This is a genomic window from Sphingobacterium sp. MYb382 (assembly GCF_037572665.1).
GTDB lineage: Bacteria > Bacteroidota > Bacteroidia > Sphingobacteriales > Sphingobacteriaceae > Sphingobacterium.
Genome location: NZ_JBBGZT010000022.1, coordinates 4,264 through 22,905, shown reverse-complemented (window position 1 = coordinate 22,905; position 18,642 = coordinate 4,264). Strand labels below are relative to the sequence as shown.

Genomic DNA, 18,642 nt, shown 5'->3' with positions numbered 1-18,642 from the left:
CAATTTATTTTATATGGAGTTTCACCATTGTTTTCGTCAATAATTTACTTGCTTCGACAGCATCTTGTGGCTGCACCTTAACTTCAAAAAGAGCGAGCTGATTGTCAAAATCAGGATAGGCTGTAGCAATATTCGCGTAGGCATTCAATGCTTTAACTGCTACCACCTGCCCTTTGATTGTTTTGTTATCTAAGTAAGGAACCGATAGCTCAACGCTACTACCCTTCTGTACTTTAGCAACCTTATCTTCAGGAATGCTAAATCTAAAATAGGTGGAATTTTCTAAGAAGCCACCGATAATAGGATAACCAGGTAAGGCCAGCTCGCCTACTTTGAGGTTGATAGACTCGATGCTCATGGCTTGTGGCGCCAGCACGTACTTCTCTCGTTCGGCAACCTTAACTTCGGCTACTGCACCTTTAGCACGCTCCTTTTGCCCTAAAGCCATTACCTGCTGCTCATAACGTGCACCACGGCTAGCCTCCTCTAACTCGGCCTGAGCGGCCAAATATTGATTTTTAGCGCCTTGGAATTTAGCATAGGTTTCATCATACTTTTGTTGCGGAATCAAACTATCGCGCAACAGATTGTCTAAGCGCGCAATAGATTTACGTGCAAAATCGTACTGCTCTTTCAAGCCATCGACTTTAGCACGCAACTGCACCAATTGGCCACTCGTAGCCCCTTTCACAGCCATATTATATTGCGCATCGGCAGATTGCAATGCTCCTTCCGCTTGTTCCGCTTTAGCATCTACCTCCGGAATATCCAATAAGGCTAATGTATCTCCTGCTTGCACAAAATCACCCTCAGCGACTAATATTTTATGGATCTTACCGGCCACCTTGGTGACAACGGTGATCTGATCACGCTCAACTTTACCTTCAAACATCACATCTGCCGCAGGCTTCTGTTTACAAGAAACGCCGAACAGTAATAAGGCTAGCAAGTAGCTATTTTTCATCTTATTCATATATGGTTTGTAATAATTTACCGGCACTATGCAAAAGCTCCAACGCAGCAGCACGTTGCTCAATGACGGTGCTATAATATCCTAAATTAACGCGATACCAATCGTTCTCGCTCGCCAAAAAGTCGGTTACCGCGATTAAACCTGCTTGGTACTGTTTGGAGGCCATCACTAAGCTGTTTTCCGCAACTTTTAACTGTTGTTGTCCAACATTTAACTTCTGATTGGCATTTTGGTAGCTCACTTTATTTTTTTCGAGTAGTAAGTTCAATTTTTCTTCCGTATCGCGCAGCTTCACCTGGTTTATCTCTTGATCGAGCTGACGCTGACGAATTTTACTCTTATGCTCTCCGCCACTGAAAATCTCCCATTTGGCGCCAACGCCCACCATCAAATTGGGACGTCCTTGTAAGGAATTGGCCTTCAAGTCGACATTTCCCAGAAGTGGTACAGACTTTAAATTTAAATGGGTATCGAAAATATTCAAATAACTCGCCGAACCAAAAGCGAAAAACATAGGCAAAGCGCCTCCCTTTTCCTTCTTATATAAGAAATCGTAAGCCTTCCCTGAAGCCGTCAACGCTTGTAATTCGGAGCGCTGTTGTGCATCCAGAGGCATTTCAGCTATGGGCATGGCGTCAAGCTGATATTGAATATGCAGAATTTCTTCTTCCGAAAGGCCAGTTTCCTGACGTAGCTTTTTCACCAATAGGTTGCGAGCCCCCGCTAGCTCCACTTTCTTACTTTCCAGCTCTAAAAGAGCTAATTTTAACTTATCACGGTCATACGGAATTGCTAAGCCATTGGCGATAGCTTGGTTAACTTTAACCTGCTCCTTCTTTAATCGTTTTTCTGAATCGACAATCAGCTTATCGACTTCATGCAGTAGCATCACTTGATCAAAAGTCGTCAATATATCTTTAGCCATCGTTTCCCGACTAGCCTGCACAAGATATGTCTGTGCCTCCGCTTTTGCGGCAATAGCTTTTTCACCATTCGGAATCTGCGTACCAGAAAATAAAATTTGCTTGACAGAAACACCAGCGTAGGCTGCCTGCGTACGTGTGGAAAAATTTGAAGCCCCTTCAAACAAGCCAAGACCAGTGCCTGGGATAGTCCAGGTAGGTAAGTCCAAGCTACCATTACTATACAAAAAGCCATACAAGCCTGTAGCCTCTACATGAGGGAGTTTCTTTCCTTTTACCTCCGCAGCTTCCATTTCTGTTTTATCCAACTCCAAAGACTTTATTTGAAGCTCTTTACTGTTTTGAAATGATTTTTGAATGGCTTCTTTTACTTGCGAATCTATTCCTTGCTGTGCCAAGGCTACTTGAGCCCCGCCCCCAACAGAAAGCAAGTACAAAAACCAAATCCAAGATTTTCTCATCGTTTATTGTTTTATAAGTAACAACGGTCAATCAACTATAGTTTTACTTTTTAGCTATCCTATAAAAATAAAAACTATACGTTAAAAACAAATATAGGAAAATCAAAAGGCTAAAACAGGATAAATGCCGTGTAAATAGCCATTTTACTACAAAAAAGTAACTATAGAAAGAAAACATAGCCATTCTTAAAATAAATCATTATCTTAAATTAAATAATTGTTATGAAAGCACTTGTCATCGGCGCTACTGGAGCTACGGGTAAGCCTTTAGTCCAGGCCCTACTACTTGACCCGACGGTAACGGAGGTTCATATTTTCATTCGTAAAGATGCCTTTCTATCGCACCCCAAACTGGTGCGGCATATGGTTGACTTTGATAATATGCAGAGCTGGCAAGATCTCATACAAGGAGACGTAGTTTTTTCCTGCCTAGGCACCACTATTAAGGCGGCAAAAACAAAGACCAATCAATGGAAAATAGATTATCAATATCAATATGACTTTGCACGTTATGCTAGGCAAAATGGTAGCCGTACCCTTGCCTTGGTGTCTGCCGTAGGCGCATCGGCTAAAAGCCCCTTCTTTTACACAAAAATGAAAGGACAGCTGGAAGAGTCTATTATCGCTTTAAATTATAAAACATGTATCATCTTTCAGCCCGGGATTTTACTTCGTAAGGACTCAGACCGTGTGATGGAAAAACTATCGGGACACCTGTTGCGATTTTTCAATACACTAGGCCTTTTCAAAAAATATAAACCTTTAGCTACGGAAGATTTAGCCTTAGCTATGCTTCATGCGGCAAAGCAGGCGACACCAGGCTTACATTATTACACTTTACACGAAATTAAGCAACCTTAACAAGGCTAATGCCAAGTATCTTCAATCGTTAAATAATGATAAATAGGCTTTTTTATGCCTTAAATCAACTTTTACTATCATTTTTAATAATTAACTTAGCATAAAATTCAAAAAATAGATTCATAAAAGATGAGTAAGCAAAAGCTATACAAAATTAACGCTCCACTCCTTATTATTGCTTTGATAGCACTGCAAAGCTTTGCAACCGTAAATCTTTGCAAAGCACAGAAAGATTATAGTAAAGATGGTTATATCGTCTTTATGCAAGGAGACACTCTACGTGGCAAAATACTAAGTGTAAAGAAAAATCAGGTGGCCATAGACGATGGCAAACAAGTACAAGAATTTTTGTCAGATCAGGTATATCGCGTTAATAACCTTAAAAAAGGAAAAATGTATGCGCCTACTTTCTTGGCTAAAAGCAGTGAGCCTACTGGCGGCGCTAGACCTGGTTTCTACCGTGTTAAAACAGAGAAATTAAAGGCTCCAACCTTTGCTGAATTAGTTGTAGATGGCGAAATAGCCGTTTATTATTTCGCTAACACCAATTTCTCTTTGGGTGGTGGTGCATCCATCTACGGCGGTAGTTTTGGCGGCGGTATCATCCCTTCCCTAGCGATTGGTGTGGCTAAAAGCAAATTTTGGCTCGCTATCAAGAAGAGTACCGATGAAATCATCGTCTTGAAAAGCTCTAACGACGGTCTTTTCTTTAGCGATAAAGACAAAGCACTTAACTTAATTGACCTCATGGAAGAGACACCCACGCTACAAGATGCATTAGCTAATGAACGCAAAGTAAACTACAATATTTTCATTAATTATATCAAGCAGTATAACGAATTGGTGCCTTCACCAAACAAGGATGAACGATTGATTTTTTAGTCAAAATAATGAATAAACAAAAAAAGGAGGTTCAAATGAACCTCCTTTTTTATGTAAAATTGATTAATTATTTATTAGGTCTAATACTTACAAAGACAGACTGAATCTTTTTGCCATCTTCATCTGACCAAATTACGACATCGTCATTCTGAAACGTAAAGCCCTTCGCCCCTACACGTCCCCAATCTGAAATTTGAGAATTAACAATAGCCTCAATTCGCTTCTTGCTAAAAATTCCTTTAAAATTCTTCTTGAAGGAAGCCTTATTAGTTATTTTAATAGGCTTATTATTTACAAGTATTGTATTGAAGTCATAGCGAATTAAAGACGCTACTTTATCAGCATCATTAGCTTTAAGACCTTTAATTAGCGTTTGTATAGTCTTCTTATCCTGCTTGGTTAAATCTTGCTGTGCATAGGATAAGCCCGTGGCAATACATAATAAAAAAAGAACAATAAACTTTTTCATAAAAACATTTTAAGTTATAAAACAATAGCTACTTTACCTTTTTGACTTTTTTAAAAGTAATTCTAGATTCATAGCTGTCATTACCATCCTTTGTGGTGCTACTAAAGTACAAAAACTTTTTATCAGCATCGATCTTAAAGTTCCATGATGTAGGCTCTAGCTCAATGCCATATTCATCTTCACTGCTTTTAATTTTTCTAAGATGCATAGGTTCCATAGTGAAGATTATTTTATCACCCTTAATCACATATGTATGAGGGTGTTTCACATCACTATAGCCTGTCGTAATATAACACACCTTATCCGAAACAAAATTATAAAGACGCTCTCCTTCATAGTTATATTCCTCTACGTTTTTTTTGCCGTTAATCACGTTAGATTCACGAATTCTGCTTGTTTCCCATTTCCCTAGCAAAGCATTCGTTGCTGTTTGAGCTTGACAGGATAGACCAAAAACGAGGCATACCAGAACTGTTAATAGTTGTTTCATATTTTTTATTTGTTTCTTTCGTATAATTCCACGTAATAGTAATCGCCGTCCCCAGGTCTTAGTAATTCCATCTTATCCCCCGTAGCATCGAGTTTTACGCGTGCATCATAGCGGTAATCTTCCTCATCCTCTTTGTAGAAAATAAGGCGTTTACCAATAATGATATATTTCATTTCAGTAGATAAAGAATCAAACTCTCCATTTTCCGAATAATGAGAACAGTTATTTTCATCGTCAAATTTATAAGTTTCCCACTCATCCTTTGTTGAGGCAACGAGCTCTCCCTTTTTTACACCATTTGCATGGTAATATTGAATACCTACGCTACGCCATTCACCCAAAATTCCCTTGTCGATACCTTTTGCATGTGTAAAAAACACCGTAAACAACAGGAAAAAACTTACTACTACTTGTTTCATTTTTTATATTTACTGATTCTGTTTATTGAAATAGCTTGTCAACTATCTTTTTTAAATTGTTGTCGGCCTTCAACTCATACATTTTGGATGCCTCTACTGATAGGTCCTCCATACGTGGACAGTACTCCATATCAAAAAGAAGTAGTAAGGTATCGTTAGCAGTCAAAGCATATACAGGCTCAAATGGGCACCGCTTAACGACATCATCTTGCTCTTTAGCCTTTTCTAATGCATCTCTTAGCATTTTAACATCCGAATCCTGAAGCGCTCTAGTCTTCATAACTTTATAACCACCGACTAGGGTACTATCTGATACGCCATCGGTCGATTCGACTTTATCACCAAGGTAATGTAAATGATAACTATTCGTTGTAACAGGGCGTTTTACGCCTGTGCAGGAAGAACCTATACAAATCGATAAAACAAATGCAAACAATACTTTCATTGTGTTTAATTTAAAATTTTCAAAACGTCACCAAATACAATATTCTTATTATCAGTTTTTGAACAAAAAAAAGGATAAACTGTTGTATGTATTTATGTTATTTAACTCAACCTTATTCATCAGCAATAGCTATTTCAGCTTAGTTGTATGTCACATTACCACCGTAAAATCCATTTTGCCCCTTCGTTCCCGTTTTGTTAACGATATTTCTTGTTCTATAAAGAGCATCTTGATAGCTCCTCGTTAGTACAGCATCCCAGGTTATAGCTAAACTACTTTGGTTGACTACTGTGGCATTCATCGCACCAACAAATGCCTCCGTAAAAACACCATTATTCCCCATCGAATAGGAATACTCATCATATTTAGAAGAGGTCGATATAAGTTTACCCTTTGCATTAATTAGCAGCTTAGCAACACGTGCGGGGTCATATTGTGGAGCCGCAGATCGTGTGAATGCCTGTGCTGCAACAGGTGAAGTTGCTCGCGACACACTATTACATAAATCCCCTATAACGATCGAAAGCCTAGGCTTATGACTATCCGCTAAACTGCTAAGATCTTCTAATCGATAGGAGCTTTTAATTAAGGCTGCCGTCGGAAATTTGCTGTTACTATTCAGCGGATTGGTGCCGTGACCAGAGTAATAAACGATAACAACGTCATTAGCTCCTACCGACAAAGATTTAACGGTATTCTGAACTTCAAGAGCCGTAAGCTTATCCCCGGAGATCTCCTTAATGTTAAACCTAATATTTTTATTTACACCCATGGTGTTTTGAAACAAAGATCTCATATTGTTCAAATCATTTTTCACAGACGCTCCAATACTTATATCTTTAGTATCTCCTAGAAGCACAAGATGTACTGTAACAGGGCCGCTAGGTTGAGTATTTATATTCGACGTAGGCGTGTTGTTTATTGCTGGCGTTGTCGCCGGTGCAGTAGCACTCACACTGGTTGAAGGTTTTGAAAACAATTTGAAATAAGCCTCATCTTTCAAAAAATAGGCCGCCGGATTGATACTATTTTGTGCATCGGCCAAGCGCGAATAGGTATACACATTCACATCCGGAAGATTAGCCATATACTTACGCTTATCAATCTTGGTAGCTAGTGCCACATACGACCTACCAGAAGCCTTTGCTTTTACGGGGTCATAATCATCTTGATAAACTTTGAACGACGGAAAACGACCTGTCTTGTTCCCATCTTTGGAATAGATGACTTTTGCCATACTAATATCCAACACTAGAGACTTCGGTGCATAAGGGGGACGGACTTTTAGTTTAGCTTTTGCATCAGCCAACTTAAGGACACCATTTTGCATTGAGTTTATCCGCACAACAACATTATCACTATCGATAAGATAAGCGAACCCAAAATAACTGATATTTTCTTCCGTCCAGCTAAACTTCATATACTGTTGTGCTGAACTAATCTTACACATCAATAGTGAAAGAAAGACGAAAATCGCGATTCTGTATTTATACATTACTCTTTTGTTTTTTTATACCGACTTACTATTAACAAAACAACCTTACCAAATTTCTTAACCCATCAACAAGTAGCAACAAGCCCATCCTTTTTCACAAGGATAACGACAGGCAAAACCTAGGCATAATGAATAGAAATAAAGGATTACAATTGTTAAGCAAAACTAGCAGATTTCATACTATAAAAGACTTTATTACGAGTAGTTGTATACCCATAATAGAGTAGTATAAATGCCTACCCGCGGGTAGGGAAAAGGGACAACAAAACCTAATTCACTCAGGTATAGTTAATTAAAAAAAACAAGACACAAAGCCCGCTCAGTTATCAAAATACCTTAATGCGGGAAGGACAATATAATCTCTATAGGAATTAACCATGCCTTCTGAGACAAATTGCTTTAGCTTTCGCAAGCTTATAAGCTTGCTTTCCTCAACAGCAGCTATCACTCCGCTGATAGCTGTAGCTTATTTAAGTTATTATAAAAGCCCACATATATAGTGGACATTTACAGCACACACATACATCAACCTAAGACTTATGAGAAATTTTTCAGTAACCTTATTAAGCGTAATAATCATGCTCTTCACAACGACTGCCCATGCACAACAAACAGACTTCAGCGCAAATAGATTAGCGAGAATTGATAGTCTAATTCAAAAACATATTAAAGCACAGCATATCCCTGGCGCCACTGTTCTCCTTATAAAAAAAGGTAAAATAGTATACAATAAAGCTTTCGGCTATGCCGATATCGAAGCGAAAAAAGCTATGCAAACGGATCATATTTTTAGAATTGCATCCCAATCAAAAGCCATCACAAGCCTTGCCGTTATGATGCTCTGGGAGCAATGTAAATTTTTATTAGACGATCCCGTTTCTATGTATATCCCTGCTTTTAAAAATCCGAAAGTACTGGATCATTACAATACTAATGATGGGACCTACACAACCAAGGATGCGACGCGAGAAATTACCGTGCGCGACCTATTAAGGCATACATCAGGCATAGCCTATTCAGCTTTGTTTAGCGACCCAACGATGTGGCATATCTACGAGAAGGCTGACATCCCCTCTGGAATTGGCACTTCGAAATCTACGATTAAAGAAAAAATGGAGCTGTTAGCGACAATGCCCTTGCAACACCATCCTGGCGAACAATTCACTTACGGATTAAACATCGATTTATTAGGCTATTTGATAGAGATATGGAGTGGAAGTCCGTTAGATGTATTCTTACAAGAAAATGTCTTAACGCCACTGGCCATGCATGATACTCATTTCTATATCCCGGAGAAAAAACAACCGCGACTCGTTGGCCTCTATGAGATAAATGCGGCCGATAAACTGGTTAAGGTAGACCACCCTATTTACGAAGGCGTAGATGCTAACTTTCCTAAAATAAAAGGAACCTATCACGCAGGAGGGGCCGGATTGAGCGCCACGACCGCAGATATGGCAAATTTCTACTCCCTATTTCTCAACAATGGGATCTTTAATGGAAAGAGACTACTTGCAGGAAAGACCGTTGAATTGATGCTCAGAAACCAATTGGGCGATCAAGTTACGATAGCGCCCAATCCGCCATTAGCAGAGAATCTACAGTTTTCGTTAGCGGGTTTCTCGGTGGTTACCCCGAAAAATGCCTACCTATCACCACAAAGCATAGGCTCCTTTGGTTGGGGTGGAGCGTTCAATACCCACGGCTGGGCTGATCCACAAGAGGGTGTCATCGCATTGTTATTCACGCAAGAATACCTATCTCCGTGGTTCACCATTGGTGAAGAATTTCAAACCGCAGTTTATCAAGCACTCGATGATTTGTAAATCGACAGCTAATGAAAACCCTTTTCTAGCTAAATAATCTTATTTTTGTGCTACAAAAAGCAAAACTATGGCATATGAAATTCCAGCGCCTGCCGATACCGCAGGTGGAGCATTCGAACGTTTAGTAGGCATTATAGACACCCTTCGGGTAGCATGTCCCTGGGACATGAAGCAAACCATGGAGTCCCTTCGTCTATTGAGTATTGAGGAGCTTTATGAGCTTACAGATGCTATCCTAGATAAGGACTACCAGGAAGTGAAGAAAGAATTGGGCGATGTAATGGTGCATTTGGTATTTTATGCGAAGATAGCAACCGAAGAAAAGCAATTCACTCTTGTAGAAAGCCTAAATGCTGTTTGTGAGAAATTAATCAGCAGACACCCACATATCTATGGCGATACCCAAGCGGAAACCGAAGAAATTGTAAAAAGCAACTGGGAACAGCTGAAACTTAAAGAAGGTAACCGCTCTGTACTGTCGGGCGTACCCAAAGGATTACCTGCCCTAGTAAAAGCATACCGTATTCAAGACAAAGTGCGTGGTGTAGGTTTCGACTGGGAAGATAAAGCAGAAGTGTGGGCCAAGGTAGAAGAAGAGCTGGACGAGTTTAAGCAAGAATTCAATATCAGCGAAGCTGAGAAGATAGATATGGATAAAGCAGAGGCTGAATTTGGTGACTTGCTATTCTCTTTGATAAACTATGGGCGTCACTTAGGTATCAACCCAGAAAATGCATTAGAACGCACCAATAAAAAGTTTATTTTCCGCTTCAATCATCTAGAGAAAAGAGCTGCCGAAGCGGGTAAGCAACTTAAAGATATGACACTTGCAGAAATGGATGTATATTGGAATGAAGCGAAGAAGCTATAAGCCCTTCGCTCCTATTTCAGTTATAAAGCCTTTAATCACGGCTCATCGCAGTCGCTATCTATTTTAGAAAAGAGCTGCATAAATTTCTTGAATTGCGTTCCATCATAATCGATATGGTGGACCAATTCATTCGCATTATTCCACCATCCATATACGAGTACTTCCTTAAAAGCAAGATCCTGCTTATTTGCCTGACGGATATTATTTTGATATTCGCGCCATAGGTTCTCTGGCTTGGCATTGTTTTTCATCTTCTCCTTCACCAACGTCTCGTACGCCGTCATTAAAGCATCTCCTCCTTTATTTAATGCCACAGCATACATATGCGCCTTTGTTCCCGGCTTTACCGCTGTTACCAGCTTCTCGGGCGACGTTCTTGCCGTCTTCTCGACCTGCTTCAACGCGTATGTTTCCTCTAAATAGCGCACCGTAGCAGCTTGCAATTCCTTAAAATAAGGCGTAGGCACCGGCTGCAGCGCTTTAATTTCCTGAATAGCGGCTGTGTAACGAGCACGCACCTCCGCTAAGGTGCCGTCGTCAGGCACATAGTGCGAATCACTAAAAAGAGCATAGGTATCAAGCAGTTGCTTCTTTGTATATTTTTTGCTATCGTAGTAACCTTTATAGCTACATAACGCATCCTCAAATTCCAAGACCTTTGTTTGTGCCTGCGTCGGCCCTACCAAGGCCAATAGTAAGCACAGGCTTCCAAAAACTAACTTTAACTTCATACGGTAAAAATACAAAACTAATGCCAGAAGCCTCAAAAATTCACAATTTAATCCTTAGCTTTGCCTTATGAAAGAAACTGTGGTAAGCGGTATTCGGAGTACCGGAAAATTACATTTAGGAAACTACTACGGAGCATTGGGAAATTTTGTTAAAATGCAAGATGAGTACAACTGCTTCTTTTTTATAGCGGATTTACACTCTTTAACAACACACCCGACACCGGGAGACTTAAGTCGCACGGTAAAGCAGGTGGTGATTGAATATTTAGCAGCTGGTATCGACCCAGAGAAATCGACCATTTACGTGCAGTCGGATGTGCCAGAGGTAACGGAGTTATACCTATACATGAATATGAACGCCTACTTAGGCGAGTTGGAACGTGCTACAGCCTTTAAGGATAAAGTACGTGATAACCCTGACAATGTGAATTCAGGATTATTAACCTACCCTGTATTGATGGCTTCTGATATTCTTTTACACCACGCTACGAAAGTGCCTGTTGGTAAAGATCAAGAGCAACACCTAGAAATGACCCGCACATTCGGGAACCGTTTCAACCGTTTGTACAATGTAGATTATTTTAAAGAGGCCTTTGCCTTCTCTTACAGCGACAAATTGGTGAAAATCCCGGGATTGGATGGTAATGGTAAAATGGGTAAATCTAATGGCGATGCAAGCTGTGTATACCTAACCGATTCGGCCGATGTGATTCGTAAAAAGGTAATGCGTGCGGTATCTGACTCAGGTCCTACCGAGCTTAACCAACCGAAGCCAGAAGCTATTCAAAACCTTTTCGACTTAATGCGTGTCGTTTCTACAGCAGACACCTTAGCGCATTTCGAAGATCTATATGCGAATTGTAACATCCGCTACGGAGACTTCAAAAAACAATTGGCTGAGGATATGGTTTTAGCTACAGAGCCGGTACGTTCCCGCATTGAGGATATCACCAATGATGAAGAATACATCAAAAAGGTTATTCAAATGGGTGCTGAGAAAGCTAGTGAAAGTGCGCGCAAAACCGTACGCGAGGTACGTGAAATTATAGGAATTAAAAAGCTTTATTAAGCAAATTGGCATCCCTTTGAAAAGGATATGCCCTAGAGATAAAACTGATTATTGTATATTTATTTTTTGAATAAAGCATATGCACATAGCCATCGTTGGTAATATAGGCGCCGGAAAAACAACGTTAACAGAGATGTTAGCGCGCCACTTAAATTTTGAGCCTCAATATGAAGCGGTTGATAACAACCCTTACTTAGAGGACTTTTATAGTGACATGAAAAGATGGGCATTCAACTTGCAGATTTTCTTCTTGAATAGCCGCTTTAAACATATCGTTGACTTGCAACAGCAAGGTATCAACATGATTCAAGATCGTACTATCTATGAAGATGCCTACATCTTCGCTGAAAACTTGTACGACATGGGCTTGATGAGTGCGCGTGATTTTGAAAATTATAGCAATGTATTTCAAACCATCATCAACTACATCAAACCACCAGATTTATTAATCTACCTGAAAGCGTCAGTGCCTACATTGGTTAACAATATTCAGAAGCGAGGTCGCGATTATGAGTCGGCCATCCGCCTAGATTACTTATCCAAGTTGAACGATAAGTATGACAAATGGATCGGCAATTACAAGGAAGGTAAGCTTTTAGTCCTTGATAAAGACAACCTAGATTTCACCAACAATCCGGAAGATTTAGGAAAAATCATACAAAAAATAGAAGCCGAGATGTTCGGTTTATTTTAAAACAAGAAAAGCGAATGTATCCCATTCGCTTTTTTCATGATTATTGTTCATTTTATTTGGTTTAACTCTGTACATTTGTTTCAAAATTCAAAGCCATGAGAAGTTCTTTACGTTGGGGATCTTTCCTTGTCGCGGCCTTGCTCCTTACCTCCTGTAAGACGCAGCTACAGCCCACAGTAAGCAAGGATCGTTTCTACGAAATCGACGCCAGCTACCGTACCGATAGCGCCATTGTCAACTACTATTTACCCTATAAGCATCAACTGGAAGCAGAAATGAACCGGATTATTGGTTTTTCTGACTTGCACCTCACGAAAACTCGTGATGCAGAAAGCTTAGCCGGTAATTTCTTTTCGGATGCCCTACTTTGGAAGGGTAAACAACTAGACCCGGAGGTACAAATTAGTTTTGGTACCAAAGGTGGTATCCGTAACGACCTCAAAGCAGGCGACATCACCATAGGTAATATCTTCGAGATTATGCCTTTTGAAAATGCCGTAACGATTCTTAGCCTTAGCGGAACAGATATCCTGCGCTGGGCAGATTATATGGCACAGAGTGGCGGACAGCCATGCAGCGGCGTTACCTTAGTTATCGAAAACAAGAAAGTAAAAGAATTCTTGGTTCAAGGCAAACCGGTAGACCCGAAAGCGACTTATAAATTAGTAACCTACGATTACCTCGCTAATGGAGGTGATTATGTAGATTGTTTCGACAAGGTAGTAAACCGTGTGGATTATCCGCAACGCGTGCGCGAGTCCCTTATTGACTATGTAGAAACACAAACAAAACAAGGTAAACACATTCAAGCGAAATTAGATGGAAGAGTTCGTATTGTTGAATAGAAGAGGATTTCTAAAGAAAACCATGTTGCTAGGTGCAGCATCGGCAGCAAGCAGTTTACCTTTATGGGCGCAAGCCGGTAAACAAGAAACACGCTTGACCATTTTACATACCAATGACGTGCACAGCCGCATAGAGCCTTTCCCAATGGATGGTTCCAAATATGCTGGACTTGGTGGCGTAGCGCGCCGCAGTGCCCTAATACAGCAGGTACGCAGTGAAGAGAAAAATGTTTTGCTTCTCGATAGTGGCGATATGTTTCAAGGAACACCATACTTTAACCTATTTGGTGGTAAAGTAGAGCTAGAGCTAATGTCCAAATTGGGCTATGAAGCAGGTACTTTTGGAAACCACGAGTTTGACAATGGTATCGCAGGTCTTGTTAAATATCTGGACAAAGCAAACTTCCCGTTCTTAACAGCCAACTACGCATTCAAAGGAACGCTCCTAGAAGGTAGAACGCAAGACTATACCATTATCAATAAAAATGGACTACGCATCGGTATTACTGGTGTCGGTGTCGATATTGAAGGTTTGGTAGACCCAACAAACTACGTAGGTATGAAATACCTAGACCCAATTCCGGTGGTCAACCGTATTGCTAAAATGCTTAAGGAAGAGAAGAAATGTGACTTGGTCATCTGTCTATCTCACTTAGGCTATGACTATAAGGATGAGCCTAATAAGGTGTCTGACCTAAAGTTAGCCGCTGGTACACGCCACCTCGACTTAATTTTAGGTGGACATACCCATACCTTCTTAGACAAGCCAACGGTGGTTAAAAACCTCGATGGACAAGAGGTATATGTAAACCAAGTAGGTTTTGCAGGCATTCGCTTGGGCCGACTAGATATCGTGTTCAACAAGAAAACAGGCAAGAAACAAGTGATGGCGAGCCAATATACGGTAGACCAACGCTTTGACAAAACAGTAAACGCATAAATAGCACATATTTTTAAGCATAGCCCCATTTGAAAAAAATCGTCCAACTCTATATTAATTCCTATAAAGGACTATCCAAAGAAGCCTGGCTCTTAGCTTTGGTGATGCTCATTAACCGTACAGGTTCGATGGTTATCCCGTTCCTAAGTATGTACATGGCTTCAGAGCTGCAGTTCAGTAAGACGCAGGTGGGTTTGGTTCTAGGATGCTTTGGACTCGGGTCCGTCTGCGGATCCTGGCTTGGTGGCTGGCTTACCGACAAGTTGGGCAACTTTAAAGTACAAGCCGTCAGCCTCGTGTTGACGGTTCCTTTATTTTTAGTGCTGCCTCACTTCCGCACCTTCGAAGGATTGGCGGTTATGATTTTCGTTCTTACGCTGATTGCCGACACCTTCCGTCCGGCCAACTCTGTAGCTGTAGCACGCTATGCGAAACCCGAAAATCTAACTAAAGCATACTCCTTAAACCGTATGGCTGTAAACCTAGGCTTCTCCATCGGTCCTGCTTTAGGTGGTTTCTTAGCAGCTATTTCTTACGACTGGATTTTCTATGGTAATGCCATCGCAGCCTTTGCTGCGGCCATTGTATTCGTCTATTTCTTCAAAAATAGAATACCACGAAACAAACTAAAAACACGTCAATCAACGGATGTCATCGCCGATGCTAAGCCCGATCGTAATGCCTACCTCGATCTGCCGTTTATCATCTTTAATATCTTCTGTTGCCTCTTCTCGATGGCTTTTTTCCAGCTTTTGAGTACCCTTCCTTTGTTCTACAAAGAGAGTCAAGGAATGAGTGAGGCGGCTATTGGTTTACTATTAGGATTCAGCGGTTTCTGTATCGTTGTCTTCGAAATGATACTCGTGCACGGTGTCGAGAAAAGATTCACTCCGCGTCAAGTGATGATTTACGGAACAGCCATAGCTGGTGTTGCCTACTTTATGCTTACGGGCTCCTATGGCATACCCTGGCTCTACCTATCCATGTTTATCTTAAGCATTGGTGAGATGTTGACGCTACCGTTTACGGCGACAATCTCTGCCTCCCGTGCAAGCCTCAATACGCAAGGTGCTTATATGGGTTTTAACTCCCTAGCCTTTGCTGCGGCCAATATCTTCTCTCCCTACTTAGGTACTTACGTAGCCGAGCATCATGGCTACCAGATACTCTGGTTTGGTACAGCCACTGTATTGTTCTTAACGAGTATTGGATTCTCGTGGATATTAAAGAAATTATAACGTATACATCATTTTTCCGCTTCGCGGGATGCCTAAAGGCTCATAAAAAAGGCATAAATCAGTTTTGATTTATGCCTTTTTCGTTTGGTAAAAGTCTTATCTATCCCTGTTGTATACCATCACGTGCGTACGGAACACGCGTCGCAATAGATCTTCCCAAGGTCACTTCATCTACATATTCCAATTCGCCACCAAAAGCAATACCACGAGCAATGGTCGATATCTCTATAGAAAACTCTTTAAGCTTCCGATAGAGGTAGAAAATGGTCGTATCTCCCTCCATCGTAGCACTCAGGGCTAAGATCACTTCTTTAACCTCTGTATTACGCAGGCGATCTACTAAAGCTTCGATTTTTAAATCGGCAGGACCAACGCCATCCATAGGCGAAATAAGTCCACCCAACACATGGTATACCCCTTGGTACTGATTTGTATTCTCAATAGCCATCACATCGCGTGTATCTTCCACCACACATATCGTATGCTGATCACGCTTGGCACTGGCACAAATCTCGCAACATTCCTGATCAGAAATATTAAAACAAAATTTACAGTATTTAATCTGCTCTTTCAGTTGGGTCAGTGCTCCCGTAAAGCGATTCACTTCCGCATCCGGCTGTTTAAGCAAATGAAGCACTAAGCGTAGGGCAGTTTTCTTTCCTACCCCGGGCAATCGACCAAATTCATCTACTGCCTGTTCTAATAGTCGTGAAGAGAAGTTCATAGCTGCAAAATTACAAAGTAAAGCCTATTATTTTTAATAATGAAAAGATAATATTTTGTAAAAAGATAAACCACCCGCCGTGAACACTGGAGAAGGAGAATCTATAGCCTACTGATTTTCTGCGTACAAGAAGAAAATCACGGATTTCCTGTAGCCATATCATAATCATGAAAGTCTAAAAAATAGCCCTATCAAATGGCATTAGGAGGTAAAAAAAAGACCTCAAGAGTTGAAAATCCGCCTAAAATGTATATCTTGCTTACCCTCCTATTTAAAACGGCTCTACAAATATTGTGGAGAGAGAAAAATAAAGAGGAAGTAAACACTTAATTTATACTATGGCTAAAGAGGATAAAATCAGAAATTCATTTGCCAATAAAACTTGGCAAGAAATAAAAGTAAAAGACTCTTGGCAGATCTTTAAGATCATGTCTGAGTTTGTTGATGGGTTCGAGAAATTGGCGAAAATAGGTCCCTGTGTATCTATCTTCGGGTCTGCTCGTACCCCTTCAGATCATAAATATTATACACTTACCGTAGAAATAGCCCGTCTATTGGCGGAAAAAGGATATGGTGTCATCTCCGGTGGTGGTCCTGGTATCATGGAAGCCGCTAATAAAGGTGCATATGAAGCTGGTGGTAAGTCTGTAGGCTTAAACATTGAGCTTCCTTTTGAGCAGTTTCACAATCGCTACATCGACCGTGATAAACTACTCGAATTCAACTACTTCTTCGTAAGAAAAGTAATGTTCATGAAATATTCGCAAGGATATATCGTGATGCCGGGTGGATTTGGCACGATGGACGAAATGTTTGAAGCGATTACGCTTATCCAAACGGGTAAAATTGCGCGCTTCCCAATTGTCTTAGTTGGTACTGAATACTGGAAAGGTCTATTAGACTGGGTACAAAACACGATGCTTGACCATGCGTATATCGCTGAAGAAGACTTAAAACTCTTCCGTTTGGTTGATACGGCTGAAGAAGCTACTGAACATATCTTTAGATTCTACGATAAGTATCTATTGAAACCGAACTTTTAATAACACAAAGGCTACCTCATCAGGTAGCCTTTTTTTGTATCTACATCCCTCCCAAATCGTTATACTGATCCTTCGACAAGCTCAGGATGACATGCTGAAGCATCGTTTTGGAAATATACCGTGAAATCACTGTTTATACGACCCCGCTGGGGTCGGTTTTGTAAACCATCTATTTTCTATAAAGATGTTACCCCTCTGGGGTAATGATTTACATGTGTTGATTGTTATTTAGGTAAGGCTTTTTAAGCTATTCAATCCAGAGGATTGACATATTTATAGCCAAATCAAACCGAAAAACGACGACCCCGGCGGGGTCGAATATTATTATCGTCCTCGTTTGCAACAAGGATGCTTGTGGATAGCGTTTACAACGCTGATTAAAGTCTTTTTGTTAAGGGAGTGCGTGTCCTTAGCCAGGACTTGGCTTCAAACTTTTCCTTGATGAAAAGTTTTGCAAAAATCAAGGCTGGCATAGGCTGCTATCTTCTCTTGAAAATTCCGGAACAAAACTAAACTCGCTACGCTCAGACAGAGTTTTCTTCTTGCTGAATTTACTACGCTACGATTTACGCAGCAAATGCCTAGGCCTTCTTCTTAGCAAAGCAAATCTTTTTGTTGTGTAGCTACCTATCCAAACTGTCATGCTGAGCCTGTCGAAGCATCATTATGAAAGTTTGATCTGCACTATTATCGTCCTCGTTTGCAACGAGGATGCTTGTGGATAGCGTTTACAACGCTAATTGGAGTCTTTTTGTTAAGGGAGCTCGTGTCCTTAGCCAGGACTTGGCTTCAAACTTTTTCTTGATAAAAAGTTTGGCAAAAATCAAGGCTGGCATAGGCTGCTATCTTCTCTTGAAAATTCCGGAACAAAACTAACTCGCTGCGCTCAGACAGAGTTTTCTTCTTGCGGAATTTACTACGCTACGATTTACGCAGCAAATGCCTAGGCCTTCTTCTTAGCAAAGCAAATCTTTTTGTTGTGTAGCTACCTATCCAAACTGTCATGCTGAGCCTGTCGAAGCATCATTATGAAAGTTTGATCTGCACTATTATCGTGTTTGTACGCGGCTGCTGGGTCGGTTTTATAAATTATCTTTTTTCTATAAAGATGTTACCCCTCTGGGGTAATGATTTAAATGTGTTGATTGTTATTTAGGTAAGGCTTTTTAAGGAATTCAATCCGGAGGATTGACATATGTATAGCCTAGCAAAATCGAAAAAAAGACGCCCCCGATGGGGTCGA

At 40.6% G+C, this 18,642-nt stretch carries 19 protein-coding genes; 10 read left to right on the top strand and 9 right to left on the bottom strand.

Annotation, left to right across the window (positions count from 1 at the left end; translation table 11 throughout):
* Window positions 1–4: 4 nt before the first annotated feature.
* Both WH223_RS09520 and WH223_RS09515 read right to left on the bottom strand, forming a co-directional pair.
* Window positions 5–973 (bottom strand): HlyD family secretion protein, encoded by a 969-nt coding sequence (locus WH223_RS09520; RefSeq protein WP_340047375.1) that lies wholly within the window; start codon window positions 971–973, stop codon window positions 5–7.
* The gene (locus WH223_RS09515; protein WP_340047373.1) at window positions 966–2,357 is read right to left on the bottom strand and encodes a TolC family protein; all 1,392 of its coding nucleotides are present in this window, start codon (window positions 2,355–2,357) and stop codon (window positions 966–968) included. The genes WH223_RS09520 and WH223_RS09515 overlap by 8 nt, the downstream gene beginning before the upstream one ends.
* A 222-nt stretch (window positions 2,358–2,579) precedes the next feature.
* Here WH223_RS09515 and WH223_RS09510 point away from each other — a divergent pair, with 222 nt between their 5' ends.
* Both WH223_RS09510 and WH223_RS09505 read left to right on the top strand, forming a co-directional pair.
* Window positions 2,580–3,218: an NAD(P)H-binding protein gene (locus WH223_RS09510; RefSeq protein ID WP_340047372.1), complete on the top strand. Its 639-nt coding sequence runs from the start codon at window positions 2,580–2,582 to the stop codon at window positions 3,216–3,218.
* 129 nt (window positions 3,219–3,347) lie between these two features.
* Entirely contained in the window at window positions 3,348–4,100 is a 753-nt protein-coding gene (locus WH223_RS09505; protein ID WP_340047371.1) for a hypothetical protein, read from the top strand.
* A 67-nt stretch (window positions 4,101–4,167) separates the two neighbouring features.
* On the opposite strand, the gene WH223_RS09500 is transcribed toward WH223_RS09505, so the two are convergent.
* The 5 genes from WH223_RS09500 to WH223_RS09480 all read right to left on the bottom strand — a co-directional run bounded on the left by WH223_RS09500 (window position 4,168) and on the right by WH223_RS09480 (window position 7,418).
* Entirely contained in the window at window positions 4,168–4,569 is a 402-nt protein-coding gene (locus WH223_RS09500) for a hypothetical protein (RefSeq protein WP_340047370.1), read from the bottom strand.
* 28 nt (window positions 4,570–4,597) lie between these two features.
* Window positions 4,598–5,059 (bottom strand): hypothetical protein, encoded by a 462-nt coding sequence (locus WH223_RS09495; protein WP_340047369.1) that lies wholly within the window; start codon window positions 5,057–5,059, stop codon window positions 4,598–4,600.
* A gap of 5 nt (window positions 5,060–5,064) precedes the next feature.
* Window positions 5,065–5,478 (bottom strand): hypothetical protein, encoded by a 414-nt coding sequence (locus WH223_RS09490; protein WP_340047367.1) that lies wholly within the window; start codon window positions 5,476–5,478, stop codon window positions 5,065–5,067.
* Window positions 5,479–5,500: 22 nt separating this feature from the next.
* Window positions 5,501–5,923: a hypothetical protein gene (locus WH223_RS09485; RefSeq protein ID WP_340047365.1), complete on the bottom strand. Its 423-nt coding sequence runs from the start codon at window positions 5,921–5,923 to the stop codon at window positions 5,501–5,503.
* A 139-nt stretch (window positions 5,924–6,062) separates the two neighbouring features.
* Window positions 6,063–7,418, bottom strand: a complete 1,356-nt coding sequence (locus WH223_RS09480) for a caspase family protein (RefSeq protein ID WP_340047363.1) — start codon at window positions 7,416–7,418, stop codon at window positions 6,063–6,065.
* A 539-nt stretch (window positions 7,419–7,957) separates the two neighbouring features.
* Here WH223_RS09480 and WH223_RS09475 point away from each other — a divergent pair.
* Together WH223_RS09475 and mazG are read left to right on the top strand one after the other, a co-directional pair.
* A complete protein-coding gene (locus WH223_RS09475; RefSeq protein ID WP_340047362.1) occupies window positions 7,958–9,244 on the top strand; it encodes a serine hydrolase domain-containing protein in 1,287 nt (428 codons plus the stop codon).
* A 67-nt stretch (window positions 9,245–9,311) separates the two neighbouring features.
* Window positions 9,312–10,115: a nucleoside triphosphate pyrophosphohydrolase gene (gene mazG / locus WH223_RS09470; RefSeq protein WP_340047360.1), complete on the top strand. Its 804-nt coding sequence runs from the start codon at window positions 9,312–9,314 to the stop codon at window positions 10,113–10,115.
* A 35-nt stretch (window positions 10,116–10,150) separates the two neighbouring features.
* On the opposite strand, the gene WH223_RS09465 is transcribed toward mazG, so the two are convergent.
* Window positions 10,151–10,846, bottom strand: coding sequence for a hypothetical protein (locus WH223_RS09465; RefSeq protein ID WP_340047358.1), 696 nt, complete (start codon window positions 10,844–10,846; stop codon window positions 10,151–10,153).
* Between the two features lie 67 nt (window positions 10,847–10,913).
* Here WH223_RS09465 and trpS point away from each other — a divergent pair, with 67 nt between their 5' ends.
* The 5 genes from trpS (at window position 10,914) to WH223_RS09440 (ending at window position 15,632) form a co-directional block, all read left to right on the top strand.
* Complete coding sequence (gene trpS, locus WH223_RS09460; protein ID WP_340047356.1) at window positions 10,914–11,915, top strand: tryptophan--tRNA ligase; 1,002 nt, start codon at window positions 10,914–10,916, stop codon at window positions 11,913–11,915.
* A gap of 79 nt (window positions 11,916–11,994) precedes the next feature.
* Window positions 11,995–12,609 carry a deoxynucleoside kinase gene (locus tag WH223_RS09455; RefSeq protein WP_340047355.1) on the top strand — a complete coding sequence of 205 codons (615 nt, stop codon included), beginning with the start codon at window positions 11,995–11,997 and terminating at the stop codon, window positions 12,607–12,609.
* A 95-nt stretch (window positions 12,610–12,704) separates the two neighbouring features.
* Window positions 12,705–13,454: a 5'-nucleotidase C-terminal domain-containing protein gene (locus tag WH223_RS09450; RefSeq protein ID WP_340047354.1), complete on the top strand. Its 750-nt coding sequence runs from the start codon at window positions 12,705–12,707 to the stop codon at window positions 13,452–13,454.
* On the top strand, window positions 13,429–14,394 hold the full coding sequence (locus WH223_RS09445; RefSeq protein WP_340047352.1) for a bifunctional metallophosphatase/5'-nucleotidase: 966 nt from the start codon (window positions 13,429–13,431) through the stop codon (window positions 14,392–14,394). The genes WH223_RS09450 and WH223_RS09445 overlap by 26 nt, the downstream gene beginning before the upstream one ends.
* 29 nt (window positions 14,395–14,423) lie before the next feature.
* Window positions 14,424–15,632, top strand: a complete 1,209-nt coding sequence (locus WH223_RS09440) for an MDR family MFS transporter (protein ID WP_340047351.1) — start codon at window positions 14,424–14,426, stop codon at window positions 15,630–15,632.
* Window positions 15,633–15,732: 100 nt separating this feature from the next.
* Here WH223_RS09440 and recR read toward each other — a convergent pair whose 3' ends face one another.
* Complete coding sequence (gene recR, locus WH223_RS09435) at window positions 15,733–16,356, bottom strand: recombination mediator RecR (RefSeq protein ID WP_340047350.1); 624 nt, start codon at window positions 16,354–16,356, stop codon at window positions 15,733–15,735.
* A 338-nt stretch (window positions 16,357–16,694) separates the two neighbouring features.
* Here recR and WH223_RS09430 point away from each other — a divergent pair, with 338 nt between their 5' ends.
* A complete protein-coding gene (locus tag WH223_RS09430; protein ID WP_340047349.1) occupies window positions 16,695–17,399 on the top strand; it encodes an LOG family protein in 705 nt (234 codons plus the stop codon).
* Window positions 17,400–18,642: the final 1,243 nt, after the last annotated feature.